14 protein-coding genes and 1 pseudogene are annotated in these 16,637 nt (G+C 67.8%); 11 read left to right on the forward strand and 4 right to left on the reverse strand.

Features of this window, described 5'->3' with window-relative positions; all coding sequences use genetic code 11:
- Nucleotide 1: 1 nt before the first annotated feature.
- The 4 genes from recC to ACL58G_RS16215 are packed head-to-tail and all read left to right on the forward strand — an operon-like array spanning nt 2 to nt 9,265.
- On the forward strand, nt 2-3,403 hold the full coding sequence (gene recC, locus ACL58G_RS16200) for an exodeoxyribonuclease V subunit gamma (protein ID WP_440967894.1): 3,402 nt from the start codon (nt 2-4) through the stop codon (nt 3,401-3,403).
- Entirely contained in the window at nt 3,400-7,050 is a 3,651-nt protein-coding gene (gene recB / locus ACL58G_RS16205; RefSeq protein WP_440967896.1) for an exodeoxyribonuclease V subunit beta, read from the forward strand. The genes recC and recB overlap by 4 nt, the downstream gene beginning before the upstream one ends.
- Nucleotides 7,040-8,989 (forward strand): exodeoxyribonuclease V subunit alpha, encoded by a 1,950-nt coding sequence (gene recD / locus ACL58G_RS16210; protein ID WP_440967897.1) that lies wholly within the window; start codon nt 7,040-7,042, stop codon nt 8,987-8,989. The genes recB and recD overlap by 11 nt, the downstream gene beginning before the upstream one ends.
- A 9-nt stretch (nt 8,990-8,998) precedes the next feature.
- Complete coding sequence (locus ACL58G_RS16215; RefSeq protein WP_440967899.1) at nt 8,999-9,265, forward strand: UBP-type zinc finger domain-containing protein; 267 nt, start codon at nt 8,999-9,001, stop codon at nt 9,263-9,265.
- Here ACL58G_RS16215 and ACL58G_RS16220 read toward each other — a convergent pair.
- Entirely contained in the window at nt 9,249-9,569 is a 321-nt protein-coding gene (locus tag ACL58G_RS16220; protein WP_440967901.1) for a hypothetical protein, read from the reverse strand. The genes ACL58G_RS16215 and ACL58G_RS16220 overlap by 17 nt on opposite strands.
- 113 nt (nt 9,570-9,682) lie before the next feature.
- On the opposite strand from ACL58G_RS16220, the gene motA reads away from it, so the two are divergent.
- The gene (gene motA, locus ACL58G_RS16225; protein ID WP_413345008.1) at nt 9,683-10,543 is read left to right on the forward strand and encodes a flagellar motor stator protein MotA; all 861 of its coding nucleotides are present in this window, start codon (nt 9,683-9,685) and stop codon (nt 10,541-10,543) included.
- Nucleotides 10,544-10,547: 4 nt separating this feature from the next.
- Here the strand turns inward: motA and ACL58G_RS16230 are convergent, their stop codons facing one another.
- The 3 genes from ACL58G_RS16230 to ACL58G_RS16240 all read right to left on the reverse strand — a co-directional run bounded on the left by ACL58G_RS16230 (nt 10,548) and on the right by ACL58G_RS16240 (nt 13,405).
- Nucleotides 10,548-11,111, reverse strand: coding sequence for a DUF2939 domain-containing protein (locus ACL58G_RS16230; RefSeq protein WP_440967903.1), 564 nt, complete (start codon nt 11,109-11,111; stop codon nt 10,548-10,550).
- A 69-nt stretch (nt 11,112-11,180) separates the two neighbouring features.
- Entirely contained in the window at nt 11,181-12,152 is a 972-nt protein-coding gene (locus ACL58G_RS16235) for a serine hydrolase (protein WP_440967905.1), read from the reverse strand.
- Between the two features lie 236 nt (nt 12,153-12,388).
- Entirely contained in the window at nt 12,389-13,405 is a 1,017-nt protein-coding gene (locus ACL58G_RS16240) for a sulfate ABC transporter substrate-binding protein (RefSeq protein ID WP_440967906.1), read from the reverse strand.
- Between the two features lie 204 nt (nt 13,406-13,609).
- On the opposite strand from ACL58G_RS16240, the gene ACL58G_RS16245 reads away from it, so the two are divergent.
- From ACL58G_RS16245 to ACL58G_RS16270, 6 genes and pseudogenes are all read left to right on the forward strand, one after another.
- The gene (locus tag ACL58G_RS16245) at nt 13,610-14,125 is read left to right on the forward strand and encodes a GNAT family N-acetyltransferase (protein ID WP_413340328.1); all 516 of its coding nucleotides are present in this window, start codon (nt 13,610-13,612) and stop codon (nt 14,123-14,125) included.
- 105 nt (nt 14,126-14,230) lie between these two features.
- Nucleotides 14,231-14,878: a YcbK family protein gene (locus ACL58G_RS16250; protein ID WP_413340326.1), complete on the forward strand. Its 648-nt coding sequence runs from the start codon at nt 14,231-14,233 to the stop codon at nt 14,876-14,878.
- A gap of 110 nt (nt 14,879-14,988) precedes the next feature.
- A complete protein-coding gene (locus ACL58G_RS16255) occupies nt 14,989-15,267 on the forward strand; it encodes a DUF378 domain-containing protein (protein ID WP_413385176.1) in 279 nt (92 codons plus the stop codon).
- 4 nt (nt 15,268-15,271) lie between these two features.
- Nucleotides 15,272-15,736 carry a metallophosphoesterase family protein gene (locus ACL58G_RS16260; RefSeq protein WP_440967908.1) on the forward strand — a complete coding sequence of 155 codons (465 nt, stop codon included), beginning with the start codon at nt 15,272-15,274 and terminating at the stop codon, nt 15,734-15,736.
- A 35-nt stretch (nt 15,737-15,771) separates the two neighbouring features.
- A complete protein-coding gene (locus ACL58G_RS16265) occupies nt 15,772-16,182 on the forward strand; it encodes a hypothetical protein (protein ID WP_036228373.1) in 411 nt (136 codons plus the stop codon).
- 190 nt (nt 16,183-16,372) lie between these two features.
- Nucleotides 16,373-16,621 (forward strand): annotated as a pseudogene (locus tag ACL58G_RS16270) (ABC transporter permease subunit); the annotation flags it as partial.
- Between the last annotated feature and the right edge of the window lie 16 nt (nt 16,622-16,637).

Consider the following 16,637-nt stretch of genomic DNA (forward strand, 5'->3'; position numbering starts at 1 on the left):
CATGCCATCCCCGATCCGCCCCGGCCTCCTCATCCTGCACGGCAACCAGATGGAGCTGTTGCGCGCCGCCGTCTTCGACTGGCTGCGCGACAATCCGCTCGGTCCGCTGGAAGAAGAGATCATGCTCGTCCAGTCGAACGGCGTCGCCGAGTGGCTCAAGATCGCCCTGGCGGAGGAGCTGGGCGTGTGCGCGGCCACGCGCGTGGCGCTGCCGGCCCGCTTCCAGTGGGAGGCCTACCGCGGCATGCTGGGGCCGGAACGGGTGCCGCGCCGTTCGCCGTTCGACAAGGATGCGCTCACGTGGCGCCTCATGCGCCTGCTGCCCGAGCTGCTGGAAAAGGATAGATTCGAGCCGCTGCGCCATTTCCTCTCCGACGGCGACGCCGAGCGCCGCCTGCAGCTGGCCGAACGTCTCGCCGACCTGTACGACCAGTACCAGGTCTACCGCGCCGACTGGCTCACGGATTGGGCCGACGACCGCGACCAGCTGCGCCGTGCGGGCGGCGAGCCGATCCCGCTGGCGCCGGACCAGTGCTGGCAGGCGCAGCTCTGGCGCGAGATCCACGCGAGCCTGCCGCCGGAGCGCCGCTGGTCCGGCCGCGCGACGATCCACCAGCAATTCATGGCCGCCGTGACGGAAGACCGCGAACCCGTGCTGCGCCTGCCGCGCCGCGTGATCCTGTTCGGCATGTCGACCTTGCCGTACCAGACGATCCAGGCGATGGCGGGCCTGTCGCGCCACACGCAGGTGCTGATCGCGGTGCCGAACCCGTGCCGGTTCTACTGGGGCGACATCATCGAAGGCCGCGAACTGCTGCGCGCCGCCTATCAACGGCAGCAGCACCGCAACGGCAGCGACCTGTCCGAGATTCCCGTCGAGCAGCTGCACGCGCACAGCCATCCGCTGCTCGCCAGCTGGGGACGGCAGGGCCGCGATTTCGTGCGCATGCTCGACGAATTCGACAATGGCGAGGGCGCGCAATTCGGCAACCTGCGCATCGACCTGTTCTCCGACGAAGAAGGCGAGACTTTGCTGGGCCAGGTGCAGGCCGCCGTGCGCGACCTGCTGCCGCTCCCGGAGCATCCGCACACGCCGCCGCCGGCGGAAGACCGGTCGATCGAATTCCACATCGCGCACAGCGCCCAGCGCGAAGTCGAAGTGCTGCACGACCAGCTGCTGTCGTGGTTCGCGGAAGAGCGCGAAGGTAACGAGCGAGGCGCCTTGCGCCCGCGCGACGTCGTCGTGATGGTGCCGGACATCGAGACCTTCTCGGCCGCCGTCCACGCCGTGTTCGACCAGCACAAGCGCAGCGATCCGCGCTACATCCCGTTCGAGATCGGCGACGTGAAGGACCGCAGCGTGAATCCGCTGCTCGTGGCGCTGGAATGGCTGCTCCGCCTGCCGCAGCAGCGCTGCCGCCAGAGCGAGGTGCGCGACCTGCTCGACGTGCCTGCGCTGGCCGCCCGCTTCGGCCTGGAGGAAGCCGACCTGCCCATCCTCGGCCACTGGATCGAAGGCGCCAGCGTGCGCTGGGGCCTGGACCAGCGCCACCGCGCGGGACTCGGCCTCGGCTCGGCCGGCGAACAGAATTCCTGGCTGTTCGGCGTGCGCCGCATGCTGCTCGGCTATGCGACCGGGCACGGCGCGAGCTTCCGCGACATCGAGCCGTATCCGGAAGTGGGCGGCCTCGATGCCGCGCTGGCGGGCTCGCTGGCGGAACTGGTCGAAGCGCTGCTCGCGTGGCGCGAAGACCTCGACCGCGTCCAGACGCCGATGGAGTGGGGCGATTGCGCCCGCGCGCTGCTGGCCAGGTTCTTCCGCGCGACGAACGAGGAAGACCGCCTGATGCTGCACCAGCTGGAAGAAGCGCTGCAATGCTGGCTGGAGATCTGCGAGAACGCGCTGTTCGACGAACCCGTGCCGCTGGCAGTCCTGCGCGAAGCGTGGCTCGGCCAGCTGGACCAGCCGGCGCTGTCGCACCAGTTCGTGTCCGGCGGCGTCACGTTCTGCACGCTGATGCCGATGCGCGCCGTGCCGTTCCGCGTCGTGTGCCTGCTCGGCATGAACGATGGCGATTTCCCGCGCCGCGGCCACCAGTCCGACTTCGACCTGCTGGCGCTGCCGGGCTTGAGCCGCCCGGGCGACCGCTCGCGCCGCGACGACGACCGCTACCTGATGCTGGAAGCGCTGCTGGCCGCGCGCGACAAACTGTACGTGAGCTGGGTCGGCCGCAACGTGCGCGACAACACGGAGCAGCCGGCGTCCGTGCTCGTGTCGCAGCTGCGCGATTATCTCGCCGCCGGCTGGGACCTCGACCTGGCCGAGCGCACGACGGTGCACGCGCTGCAGCCGTTCTCGCGCCGCTACTTCGAGCGCGGCGGCCTGCTCACGTATGCGGGCGAGTGGCGGTCGGCGCACGGTGCCGACGCTTCCGGTGTCGGCGACGACGTGCTGCCGCCGTTCGAACTGGATGCCGACTACCGGCTCACCCTGGGCGAGCTGGCGAGCTTCCTGCGCCAGCCCGCGCGCTACTTCTTCCGCCGCCGCCTCGGCGTGACGTTCGCGGACCTGGAAGTCGTCGGCGAGGACGAGGAACCGTTCTCGCTCGATGCGCTCGACCGCTACTTCCTGGAAGACACGCTGCTGGACGACAGCGGCACGCCGGAAGCGCCGCACGAGGTGCGCCAGGTGCTGGAGACGCGCGCCGCGCGGCTCGCGCGCGAAGGCGTGCTGCCGATCGGCCTCGTGGGCCGGCAATGGCAGCAGCAGCTCGTCGACGACTTCGTGCCCGTGCGCCGCGCCTGGCTCGCGCAGGGCGCGCGCTATCCGAAGCCGGCGCCGAAACTGGTCGTCGGCGTGGAGGCGGGCGGCCTGCGCGTCGACGACTGGATCGACCGGCTGCGCAGCAACGACGAGGACACCGTGTGGCTGCTGCAGATGTCGTCCAAGGTGCTGGACCGCAAGGGCGAGCCGCGCGGCGACAAACTGATCGGCCCGTGGCTGCGCCAGCTGGCCGCCGCCGCGATGGGCGAGCGCGTGGGCGGCGTGCTCGTCGCGCGCGACGCGAGCCTCGCGATGGCGCCGCTGGAACGTGGCCAGGCGCTCGCGCAACTGGAGACGCTGGTGACGCTGTGGCGCGCCAATCTCGACCGGCCGCTGCCCGTCGCATGCAAGACGGCGCTCGCGCACTTCTCCGGCGGCGATGCGCGCGAGACGTATGACGGCGGCTTCGAGATCGACGGCGAAGTCACCGACCCGTGCCTCGCGCGCCTGTGGCCGGAATTCGCGCTGCTGCGCGCGGCCGGCGGCTGGCCGCTCGTGGCCGAAGCGTTGTACGGCCCGTTGGTCGCGTGGCTGAAGGACGGCGTGACCGTGACCCGCTTCGACGGAGGCGAGCAATGAGCCAGCTGCTCGACGCTCTGGGCTTCCCGCTGCACGGCTCGCGCCTGATCGAGGCCAGCGCCGGTACGGGTAAAACGTGGACCATCGCCGCGCTGTACCTGCGCCTCGTGCTGGGCCACGGCGGCGACAACGGTTTTGCCCGTCCGCTGATGCCGCCCGAGATCCTCGTCATGACGTTTACCCGCGCCGCCACGCGCGAGCTGTCGAACCGCGTGCGCGAGCGCCTGGTGCAGGCGGCGGCGTGCTTCCGCGGCGAGATCGAGCCCGACGATCCCTATCTGGAAGTGCTGGCCGACGCGTACGACGACGAGGCGTCCCGGCTCGTGGCCGCGCACCGGCTCGTGCTCGCGGCCGAGACGATGGACGAGGCGGCGATCTTCACGATCGACGCGTGGTGCCAGCGCATGCTGCGCGAGCACGCGTTCGACAGCGGCAGCCTGTTCGACGAGGAGCTCGTCGGCGACGAGCGCGCGCTGTTCGAGGATGCGGCGCACGACTACTGGCGCCAGCACGTGTACCCGCTGTCCGGCGCGGCGCTCGCGAGCCTCCTGTCGTGCTGGAGCGACGTCGATGCGCTGAAACGGACGGTGCGCGAGCTGGTGCAGCGCGCGGGCCGCATCGACGACCGCATCGGCAACCTGGGCGAGCGGCCGCTGGGCGCGGTCATCGCCGACGCGGAACGCGAGCAGCGCGATGCGTTGAAGCGGCTGAAGGACGGCTGGCGGGCGCGCGCCGATGCGATGGAGTCATGGATCGCGGCGCAGGGCAGCGTGAATCCGAAGGCGTTCAACGGCAACAAGATGCGTCCGGATTCGCTGGCGAAGGCGTTCGCTGCGCTGCGCGGCTGGGCGGACGACCCGCAAGCCCACTATCCGCAACTCACCGACGCATCGTGGACCCGCCTGACACCCGACGGCATCCTCGACGCGTTCAGCAAGGATTACAGCGCGCCGATCCCCGAGTGCTTCGAGCACACCAAGGCGTTGAAAGAGGGGCTCGACGCCATCGCCCCCGTGTCGCACGCGTTGCTGCGCCACGCCGCCTGCGCCATCGCGCACCGCATGGCGGAGCTGAAGCGCCGCAACCGCCAGTTCGGTTTCGCCGACATGCTGGCGCGCCTGAAGGATGCGCTGGAGGGGCCGAACGGCGAGGCGCTGCGCCGCCGCATCCTCGACCAGTATCCGGTGGCGATGGTCGATGAATTCCAGGACACGTCGCCCGACCAGTACCGCATCTTCGACCTGCTGTACCGCGTGGCCGACAACGATCCGGCGCGCGGCCTGTTCCTCATCGGCGATCCGAAGCAGTCGATCTACGGCTTCCGCGGCGCCGACATCCACAGCTATCTGTCGGCGCGCCGCGCCACGCATGGCCGCCACTACCAGCTGGGCACGAACTACCGGTCGACGCGCCAGCTCGTCGCCGCCGTCAACCAGCTGTTCCGCCACGCGGAAGGAAATTACGCGGCGGGCGCCTTCCGCTTCCGTAAGGGCGACGAAAATCCGCTGCCGTTCGACGCCGTCGACGCGGCGGGCCGCAAGCAGCAGCTGGTTGGCGTCGACGGGCCGTTCCAGGCGCTGGCCGTCGGCGTGGTGGAGGTCGAGGACCTGCGCGCGGACGACTACCGCGAATTCTTCGCGCAGCACTGCGCCGAACACATCGTCCGGCTGTTGAACGATCCGCGCGTCGGCTTCGCGGACGATGCCGGGCGGTTTGCCCGCCTGATGCCGGCCGATATCGCGATCCTCGTGCGCGACCGGCGCGAGGCGGCGGCCGTCCGGCGCGCGCTCGTGCAGCGCAAGGTCGCGAGCGTGTACCTGTCCGACCAGGACTCCGTCGTCGAAAGCATTGAAGCGCGCGACGTGCTGCGCTGGTTGCAGGCGGTGGCGAATCCGCTCGACTTCACGCTCGCGCGCGCCGCGTTCGCGACCGCGACGTGCGCGCTGCCGCTGGCGGAACTGGCGCAGCTCGCGAGCGACGAACTGGCGTGGGAAGTCCGCGTCGAACAACTGAAATCGCTGCACCAGGCATGGCAGCGGCAAGGCGTGCTGGCGATGCTGCGCCGCTTCATCCACGAACTGGGCCTGCCCGCCAAGCTGCTGGCGGCGCCGGGCGGCGAGCGGCGCCTGACGAATCTGCTGCACCTCGCGGAACTGCTGCAGGAAGCGAGCCGCGAACTGGATGGCGAACAGGCGCTGATCCGCTGGTTCGCCGAACAGGTGGAAGGCGTGGGCGAGGGCGGCGACGAGAGAGTGCTGCGGCTGGAGTCGGATGCGGAACTGGTGAAAGTCGTCACGGTGCACAAATCGAAGGGCCTGGAGTATCCGCTCGTGTACCTGCCGTTCGCCGTCACCGCGCGCAAGACGGACCGCCGCAACCGCGCATTCTTCGAATACGTGGAAGACGATGGCGAGCGCCGCATCGACCTGGCGCTGTCCGACGCGGCGATGGAAGCCGTCGACCGCGCGCGCCTGGAAGAAGACCTGCGCCTGCTGTACGTCGCGCTGACGCGGGCGCGCCATTTCCTGTGGCTCGGTGTCGCCGCCGTCGCGGCGCGCAAGAAGGGCGAGAACCAGCTGCACGAATCGGCGCTGGGCTATCTGCTGACGGGCGGCGCACCCGTGCCCGCGGCCGCCGTGCGCGAGCGCTGGGAACACTTGCGCGGCGACGTCGACGGCATCGAACTGCATGCGCTGGCGAGCCCGGACGGCTGTACGCGGCTGGCAAGGCAAGACGTGCGGCCGGAGCTCGTCGAGCCGCCGCGGTTCGAGGCGCGCTTCGAACGCAACTGGGCCGTGGGCTCCTTCACGTCGCTGACGAAAAACACCGTTGCCGTCGCGCCGCCCACGCGGCCGCAGGAAGAGAATTTGCTGGAGGAAGAGGACCCGGGCGTCGTGCCCGTCACGCACGGCGAGGACGCGCCGTGGCACCGCTTCCCGCGCGGCGCCGGCCCCGGTAACTTCCTGCACGAGCAGCTCGAATGGATGGCTCGGGAAGGCTTCGGCCAGATCGACGAGGAAGAGTACCAGGCTCGAGTCGCGCAGCGTATCCGGCGCGCCGGCTGGGGCAACCGCGTCGACGATGCGCTGGCCTGGCTGCGCATGGTCGCCGTCACGCCGCTGCCGCCCGTCGGCTGCGCGCTGGCGGACCTCGATTCGCCGCTGGCCGAGATGGAATTCTGGTTCCCCAGCCGCCAGCTGGACGTCGCCGCGCTCGACCGCCTGTGCCGCCAACGCATGCTGGGGAACACGCCGCGTCCGATCCTGCCGGAGCGCCAGTTGCACGGCATGCTGAAGGGCTTCACGGACCTCGTGTTCGAATGCCACGGCCGCTACTGGGTGCTGGACTACAAATCGAATGCGCTGGGACCGGGCGACGCCGCGTACACGCAGGCCGCGATGGCGGCCGGCATGGCCGGGCACCGCTACGACATCCAGGGCGCCATCTACATGCTGGCCGTGCACCGCCTGCTGCGCGCGCGCCTCGGCGCCGACTATTCGCCGCACGAGCACCTGGGCGGCGCCGTGTTCCTGTTCCTGCGCGGGATCGGCAACCCGGCCACGCACGGCTGCTACCTGATCGAGCCGGACCTGGAACTGCTGGACGGCCTCGATCGCCTGCTGGGAAAGGAGACGCATGAAGCCTGACGTCATCGATACCAGCGCCTTTTGGGCCGAGGTGGAGCGCCTGACGGAGGCGGGCGAACTGCGCCGCCTGTCCGGCGTGTTCGCGCGCTTCGTCGCGAGCCTGGGCGAGGCCGCGTGCGCGAAATCGACGCCGCTGCTGCTCGCGGCCCTCGTGCTGTCGGAACTGGAAGGACGGGGTCACAGCTGCCTGCTGCTGGACGACCTGGTGGGCGATCCGGCCGCGCTGCTCGGCTGGGCCGACGAGGATTGGAAGGCGCTGGCGAAGGCCGCGAAACCGCTGCCGCGCGGCGTGAAGGGGTGGATGTCGCAACTGGCCACGTGCGACCAGGTGTGGCGCGTGGGCGACCTCGATTACGACCAGCCGCTCGTGCTGGACGACACGCGCCTGTACCTGCGCCGCTACTGGCGCGACGAGACCCTCGTCGCCACGTGCGTGCGTACACGCGCGCAGGAGCGCCGCGACGTCGACATCGACCAGGCGCACACCTGGCTGGAAGCGCTGTTCGGCGCCCAGCGCGCGGGCGAGACGCCCGACTGGCAGCGCATCGCCTGCGCCGTCGCCCTGCGGGGCGCGTTCGCCATCATCACGGGCGGCCCGGGCACCGGTAAAACGTACACGGTGGCGCGGCTGCTGGCGCTGCTGTTCGCGACGGCGCCGGACGCCGCGCGCCAGCGCATCGCGCTCGCCGCCCCGACGGGCAAGGCCGCGGCGCGCCTGAAACAGTCGATCGACAAGGCGCTGACCGACCTGGCCGACCGCGTCGGCGGCGCCTTGCCGCTGCGCGCGCTGACGACGCGCATGGGCGCCGCGCGCACGCTGCACAGCCTCCTGGGCGCGCGTCCGGACACGCGCAGCTTCGCGCATCATCGCGGCAATCCGCTCGACGTCGACGTGCTGATCGTCGACGAGGCGTCGATGGTGCACCTGGAGATGATGGCGTCGCTGCTGGACGCGCTGCCCGCGGGCGCCACGCTGATCCTGCTCGGCGACAAGGACCAATTGGCGTCGGTGGAAGCGGGTGCCGTGCTGGGGGATCTGTGCCACGACGCGCAGGCCGGGCGCTACGACGCCGACACGCTCGCGTACGTGCGGGCCGCGAGCGGCGAGACGATCCCGGCCGAATATGAAGGCCATGGCGGCCCGCTCGCCCAGCAGACGGTGATGCTGCGCCACAGCCGCCGCTTCGGCGGCCCGATCGGCAAGCTGGCGCTGGCCGTCAACGCGGGCGACGTCGACGGCGCGGCCGCCGCGCTGCGCGCACCTGACGCGGCCGGCGTGCTGCGCTGGATCGACCACGCGCACCAGCACCACGTGATCCAGCTGGCGAACGAGGGTTATCGCCCGTATCTCGAACTCCTGCGCGCCGGCAGCGCAGGCCATGGAAGCCACGAAGACTGGGTCCGCGCCGTGCTGCAGCGCTTCGAAGCGTTCCGCGTGCTGTGCGCCGTGCGCGAAGGCGAGTGGGGCGTGGAAGGCCTGAACGAGGCCATCGAACTGCGCCTCGCGCACGCGGGCCTGATCGTGCGCGGCGACTGGTACGTGGGCCGCCCCGTCATGGTCACCCGCAACGACTACCCGACGGGCACGTTCAACGGCGACATCGGCCTCGCGCTGCCGGACCCGGCGCGTCCCGGTTCGCTGCGCGTGTGGTTCCTGGAAGGCGACAACGTGCGCAGCGTGCTGGCCACGCGCCTGCGCCACGTGGAGACGGCGTACGCGATGACGGTCCATAAATCGCAGGGTTCGGAATTCGCGCACACGGTGCTGGCCCTGCCGAAAGAGGGGGGCGCCGTGCTGGCGCGCGAGCTAGTCTATACGGGCATCACGCGCGCGAGCCGCCAGTTCACCCTGACGACGCCGGGGCCGGCTGTGCTGGGCGAAGCCATCCTGCGCCGCACGCACCGGGCGAGCGGATTGCGGGGAATGATCGAACAATAAGGAGGTGGCATGAGCAACGACTGCACGCACTTTCATCACATCGTGACCCGCGAGGGCAATACCGACGGTTGCGAGGAGTGCCTTCAGATGGGCGACACGTGGGTGCACCTGCGCGTGTGCCTGACGTGCGGCCACGTCGGCTGCTGCGACCAGTCGAAGAACAAGCACGCCACGAAGCACTTCCATGCGATGGGACACCCCGTGATCCGCTCGAAGGAGCACGGGGAGACGTGGGGCTGGTGCTACGTCGACCGGGTCGTCAAGGATCCGGTGTAGCGGCATGTTTGCGGACGAGCCGGACGACCGTGTTCCACACCCGGGTCGTCGCCGGCACGTCCAGCGTGCGTTCGACGAACGCGTTCGGACTGCCCGCACTGGCGCCGAGCTTGTAGGTGAGCGACAGCAGCATCCCGTCATGCCAGCTCACCACGCGCACGTCGCCCCTCGGGTTGGATGACGGCAGCGCCACGCCGGCGACAGCGCCCGCGTCCGCAAATGCCGCCTCGAACGCGGCACGGGTCGGCGCCGGCGGGTGGCCCAGATTGAGATTGCGAAAGAACGCGACGAATTTCGTTGGCATCCCGACATCCTGCCATATCGCAACCTATCGACCAACTCTCACGTGCAACCTTTGCTTTCTCAGTGGCAACAATGTTAAAGTTGCGTTCTGGGAATAGTTATCGGGGCATTATCATGTTGATCGTCGCGGGTTTCATCATCGTGCTGCTGGCCGTGTTCGGCGGCTTCGTGCTGCAGGACGGGCACCTTGCCGCGCTGTTCCAGCCCTATGAACTCCTGATGATCTTCGGCGGTGCGCTGGGCGCGTTCGTCATCGCCAACGACCGCAAGGCGATCGGCCTCACGTGGCAGAGCCTGCCGATGCTGTTCCACGGCTCGCGCTACACCCGCGAGCTGTACATGGCGCTGATGGCCCTGATGTTCGACCTGTTGACGAAGGTGCGCCGGGAAGGGCTGATGGCGCTCGAGAACGAGATCGACGCGCCGTACGAAAGCGCCGTCTTCACGAAGTACCGCATCATCCTGCTCGACGATCACCTGATGGAATTCATCACGGACTACCTGCGCCTGATGGTGTCCGGCACGATGAACAGCTACCAGCTGGAAAACCTGATGGACAACGAGATCGCCACGTACCAGGAAGACGCCGACATCCCCGTGCAGGCCATCCACAAGCTGGCCGATGGCATGCCCGCGTTCGGCATCGTCGCCGCGGTGATGGGTGTCGTGCACACGATGGGGTCCATCGGCCGGCCGCCGGCGGAGCTGGGCGGCCTGATCGCGGCCGCGCTCGTGGGGACGTTCCTCGGCATCCTGCTGTCGTACGGCCTCGTCGCGCCGCTCGGGAGCCTGCTGCACCGGCGCCACCAGGAAGTCGTCAAGGCGCTGCAATGTGTAAAAGTGACGCTGCTGGCCTCGATGAACGGCTATGCGCCGACGATCGCCGTGGAATTCGGCCGCAAGGTCATCTCGGCCACAGAGCGCCCGACCTTCGCCGAACTGGAAGGCCATGTGCGCCAGCTGAAGTCGCGCTGAGTTCTCAGTTGCGCGGCAACTCGATCCCGGCCAGCTTCCAGCTCCACAGGCCGTCGCGCCGGAACACGAAGCTGCCGCCGTCCTCCGCCGTGACGGCGAAATGGCGCCAGCCGCGGTAGTGCAGCGCATAATGCGGCTTGTACTGCGGCGGCTCGTGCTGCGGCGGCTTGTGCTGCGGCGGCTTGTCGCGTGACGGCTCCGCGGCGGGCGTCGCGGCGTCCCGGGTGGGATTGCCGATCGATACCTTGCCGTGTTCGACCATGGCGGCGACACCGGCCGGCGACACGATCGCGTCCACGAGCGGATCCGCGACGGCCCGTGCGAAGGCCTGGCCGATCGCGGCGAAGGCATTGGTGCCCGCGTCGCGGGCGATCGACCCGAGCAGCTGGCTCTTCACGCTGTCGCGCAGGGCAGGGAAGTCGACCTGGGCGGAGACGCCCTCGGCATCGTGGCGCTCCACGGCCGCGCGCAGGCGGTTCAGTGTCCACCAGGGGCTGGCGAAGCTCGTGGCAGCCACGACGAGGAGGGTGCCGCCGGCGCCGGCGGCGAGGATTCGGGTACGGTTCATGGGCATCGCAAATGACAAGGCCGGAACAGTCGCCCGTCCCGGCCTTCGGTATTGATATCGGTCGCCCGCTCAGCGATGGCGGCGGTGACGCGTGACGGTCACGTGCTTGTGGTTGCGGCGCGTGGTGCCGCCGGCCGTTGCACGGATGCGCGGACCGCCGGCCGTGGCGCGGATGCGCGGGCCGCGTGCGGAAGCGCGCACGCGCGGGGACCCGTCGGCCGTCGCCACGGCGCGCGTGGCCACGGGGCCGGCGTCGCCCAGCACGTGGCGGCGGATGTTCAGGGCGTCCAGGATGCGGACGGACGAGGCGCCCGCGTTCAGCAGCACCATCGTCGCGTTCTTGCCGGCCGCCTTCACGCGCATGATCAGGCAGCGGCCCGCTTCCTGCGTGTAGCCCGTCTTCGACAGGCCGATGTCCCAGCCCTTGGCGCCAACGAGGCGGTTGGTGTTGTGGTATTCGACTTCGCGGCCCTTGATGTTGATCAGGTCCTTCGACGACGTCGTGATGCGGGTGATCTCCGCGTAGTTCGATGCCGCGGTCGCCATCTTGACGAGGTCGGCGGCGGTCGAGCGGTTGTTCGGCGAGAGGCCCGTCGGTTCCTCGATGACCGTCTGGGTCATGCCGAGTGCGGCGATCTTGCGCTTGACGGCGGCGCGGAAGGCGTCGATGCCGCCCGGGTATGTGCGGGCCAGTGCGGCGGCGGCGCGGTTGTCCGACGACATCAGGGCCAGCTGCAGCACGTCACGGCGCGGAATGGTGGCGCCGACGGGCACGCGCGACGAGCTGTGCTTGAGCATGTCGACGTCCTGTTTTTCGATCTCGATCGGCTCGTTCATGTCCTGGTGGGCATCGAGCACGACCATGGCGGTCATGAGCTTGGTCAGCGAAGCGATCGGCGCGACGGTGCTGGCGTTCTTTTCGAACAGCACCTTGCCGGTGTCGTCTTCGACCACCAGCACCGATTGCGATCCGAACGGCACGGCGAAGGCCGCTGCACTGGAGATCGTCATCACTACGGCAGCGAGGAATTTTTTGATCATGGATGGTTGTCTGGGTACGGTTAATGGTCGGGCGCCGGACGGCGGCGGAGCATCAAAACGTCGGGTTGGCAGATAGCGACATGCTATGCAGCAACAAAATTGAACGATAGCACCAAAGATTGACACATGTCTATGTCCGTCAGTGAAATATCGAGTCCAACGGCAAGATTCTACAAGAAAAAAAAGCCCCGCGTTTCCGCAGGGCCTTCTTTTTGAACAGATTTTTGTGAAATGTCTTATTTCGAGGTGTAAATCTTATCGAATTCTCCACCGTCGTCGAAGTGACGTTTCTGCGCGGCACGCCATCCACCGAATACATCATCCACCGTGAACAGCTTGATCGGCTTGTAGTTCGCGGCGAACTGCTTCATGACTTTCTCGTTGCGCACGCGCATATAGTGCTTGGCGCCGATCGCCTGGCCCGTTTCCGAGTACAGGAAGTTGAGGTAGCCCGTCGCCTGCTTGCGGATGCCCTTGCGGTCGACGACCTTGTCCACGACGGCCACCGGCGACTCGGCCAGCACGGAGATGGACGGGTACACGACTTCGAAGTCGTTGCCGAACTCGGCGCGCACGAGGTTCACTTCGTTCTCGAAGGTAACGAGGGCGTCGCCGATCTGGCGCTGCGTGAACGTGGTCGTGGCGGCGCGGCCACCGGCGTCCAGCACGGGCACGTTCTTGAAGATCTTGCCGACGAGGTCGCGCGCCTGCGCTTCGCTGCCGCCTTTCTTGATCACCGAGCCCCAGGCCGCCAGGTAGGTATAGCGGCCGTTGCCGGCGGTCTTAGGATTCGGGATGACGACTTTCACGTCCGGCTTGGCGAGGTCGGCCCAGTCCTTGATGCCTTTCGGATTGCCCTTGCGGACCAGGAACACCATGGTCGAGTAATAGGGCGCCGCATTGTCCGGGAATTTCTTGGCCCAGTCCTTCGCGACGAGGCCGCGGTCGGCCAGCATGTCGATGTCGTTGGCCTGGTTCATCGTCACGACGGACGCTTCGAGACCGTCGGCGACGGCGCGGGCCTGCTTGCTGGAGCCGCCATGCGATTGCTTGATCGTGACGGTTTCGCCCGTCGCCTTCTTCCATTCGGCGACGAAGGCCGGGTTGATGTCCTTGTACAGTTCGCGTGCCACGTCGTAGGACACGTTCAGCAGTTCCACGCCGGCGGCCTGTGCGGCAAACGGGACCACGGCACTGCCGAGCGCCAGCGCCAGCAGTGCGCGGCGCAGCGAGGAAACGGATGGGATCGCCATATTGTTTTTCCTTGTAAAGACTCTCTAGGGACGGTCGATGATCCGTTAAAAAATAGCAAAACAAAAGAACATTTTTATCATATGCTTAGACGGCGTATGTGGCATGCATACGCTACGGACCGCTTCAAAGCAGCCGCGTCGCGTTTGGGGTATAGTCCGGCCTTCGCTGAAACATCGTTCTTTCCAGGTTTGATGCTGAAAACAATGGGTATCGAAATTCGCCAGGCAACGCCGAATGACGCGCCGGCCGCATGCCGCCTGCTGCGCCATTCGATCGAAGAGGGCTGCGTGCCCGACCACGGCGGCCGTCCCGACATCCTGCAAGCCTGGCTCGGCAACAAGACGACCCAGAACGTGCTGGGCTGGCTGTCGTCGCCCAGCAACTTCGCCGTCGTGGCGGAGCGTGATGGGGACGTGGTTGGCTTCGCACTCCTGAACCAGGCTGGCAAGGTGCCCCTGTGTTATGTCCGCCCGGATCTGTTGCGCCAGGGCGTCGGGCGCGCGCTGCTGCGGGCGCTGGAAACGCAGGCGCGCGCATGGAACATCAGCAAGGTGCACATGCAGAGCCCGGAGTCGGCCAGCGGTTTCTTCGAGCGCCAGGGCTATGTCAACGCGGGCAAGGACAAGGCCTGTTTCGGCCTCGAATGCGACTTCCTGTGGAAGCAGCTCGATGCTGAAACGGTGCCGGCACGCAAGAGATTTTGCAATTGCAGCCAATGAGCGGCGTCACGCTTTGATCGCTGTGTAACATTACGCAACGTGAACTCATCTTCTTTCCTGTTGGCGCTTGCGCTATAGTAGTCGGGTTTCAATGATGAGTTCGTTATGGCTTCCCGTAGAGATTTTCTTCACCACGGCTTGCGCCTGACCGCGCTGGGACTCGTCGCCGTCCCGCTGGTCGATGCGCAGGCAGCCCGTTCCCAAACCGACGCCCCGAGCACGGAGCTGGAACCACCTCCCGATCTGTTCGATGCCCAGGTCGTCGACATCGACTTCTGGGTCAAGCCGCGCACGTTGTCCGTGATCCGTCCGCAAAGCGGCGAACGCGCCAATGTCCTGTACTGGAAGGACGGCGAGGTGATCGATTCCGCCTACCAGGAACTGTGCCATTTGCTGCGCGACGTGAACGGCAAGGCGTCGATCGCCATCGACCCGAAGCTGATCGAGACGCTGTGGGCGTCGCAGGCATTCGTGGCGCGCTATGGCCTCGAACGGCCGCTGGAGATCCTGTCCGGCTACCGCACCCCCGCATCCAACAACCGCCTGATCGAACAGGGCGTGCCGGCCGCGCGCCAGTCGCTGCACATGTCGGGCAAGGCGGCGGACGTACGCATCGCCGGCCTCACCGAGGAAGTGCTGGGCGGGCTCGTGAAGAGCTTCCGCAAGGGCGGGGTCGGCTTCTACTACCGCTCCGGCCCGAAAGGCGGCTGGATCCACACGGACACGGGCCTCAACCGTACCTGGAAAGGCTGAGCGGGGCGCGCCGGCGCCGGATTCCCGAACGGATAGGCGGCGCACGCGTTCGCGCGTTTTTGCTATCGTGGTTGTACCAACCTTTCCCCAAGGAGGACATGATGGCAACCATGAACGCACCGACAATGGAACGCCGGCACCTGCCCGAACGACGCGCTGCCGTGCGCGAAGGCACGACCGCGATGTCCGGGATCGACTACGCCGCAATGGCGCTCCTGATCATCGGCGGCCTGAACTGGGCGACGGTGGGGTTGTTCGACGTCGACGTCGTCGCCACGCTGTTCGGTCCGGGCAGCCCGGCCAGCCGTGTCGTGTATGTCGTCGTCGGCCTCGCCGCCCTGTATTCGATCTACACGGCGATCAAGATGAGCCGCCACCATCCCCACTGAACCGATGCGGGTCGGCCTGATTTCCGACACGCACGGCCTGCTGCGGCCCGAGGCGCTCGAGTTTCTCGCCGGGTCCGACCATATCGTCCACGGCGGCGACATCGGCAACCCGGAGATCCTTGTGCGCCTGGCGGCCATTGCGCCGTTGACGGTGGTTCGCGGCAACAACGACACCGCGCCGTGGGCGCGCGCGATTCCGGCGACGGCCCGCGTCGACTTCGGGACGGTGGCGCTGTACGCGATCCACGACCTGAAGGCGCTCGCCATCGACCCGCGCGCGGCCGGCGTGCGGGTCGTCGTGTCCGGCCACTCGCACAAGCCCGCATGCAGCGAGCGCGACGGCGTGCTGTACGTAAACCCGGGCAGCGCCGGGCGGCGCCGGTTCAGCCTGCCGATCGCGGCCGCCGAGCTGGTCATCGAGGGCGATGCCGTCGCAGTAAAGCTGGTGACGCTCCGCGAAATGCCGTAGCATACGCGCCGTCCTCAAGCCTGATCGATTGCCATATGACGCCTGACACCAACGACACTGAACGTCCCCGTTTCCGCCCCGTCCCGTGGACGTCGCTGGAAACCCCGCAGGACGTCGAACTGTGGATCGAGGAGCACAACCGCACGATGCAGGAGCTCGTCAAGCCGCAGGAGACGGGTGTCGGCGTGCGCTTCCGCCTCGCACCCGGCGGCGACGTCTACATGCAGACGGCGGCGGATGCCGTCATCCTCGACGTCGAGCCGGACGCCAGCTGGATCGCCCCCCTGATCATGGCCGCGACCGGGGCCGAGCAGCCGGCCGGGTCCATCTGGGTGCTGCCGGACGACAAGCTCGTGCAATTGCTGCTGGGCCTGTCGACGCTGGTCGAGAGCTCGCTGATCGTCACGGGCCACAACTTCGGCAGGCACGGCCGGCGACAGTTTTAGCATATATTTACGACAATATTTCCTTTGCGCGTAGTCAAGATCCGGTGTTAAATCAGCGCTGTCTCGTACGATGAGCTGAGCCGATGCCTGGTTCGGCGTCGACGCGACCCGCGCTCCGTGACCGAACTGTTCGACCTGCTGCGCGAGGCCGCGCCCGTGATGGCGCGAGGGGCGGGTTACACGCTCGCGTTTGCCGCAGGCGCTGCGCACGGCCGTGCCCGCGATGAGCAATACGTTGATCAGCCTGATCAAGGACACGGCGCTCGTCTCCGTGATCACCGTGACCGAATTGATGCTCGTGACGAAGTAACTGATCTCGGTGACGTTCCGGCCGTTGCCGCTGTACGTGGCGGCGGCCGTCGTGTACTGGCTGCCGAGTTTATGTTTCGAAGCCGTGCAGCGGCGCGCGGAGCGTTATTTCAACCGCGCGCACAAGTAGAAACGGCGCCGCGGCG

This window comes from Massilia sp. GER05, assembly GCF_052056005.1.
Classification (GTDB): domain Bacteria; phylum Pseudomonadota; class Gammaproteobacteria; order Burkholderiales; family Burkholderiaceae_D; genus Telluria; species Telluria orientalis.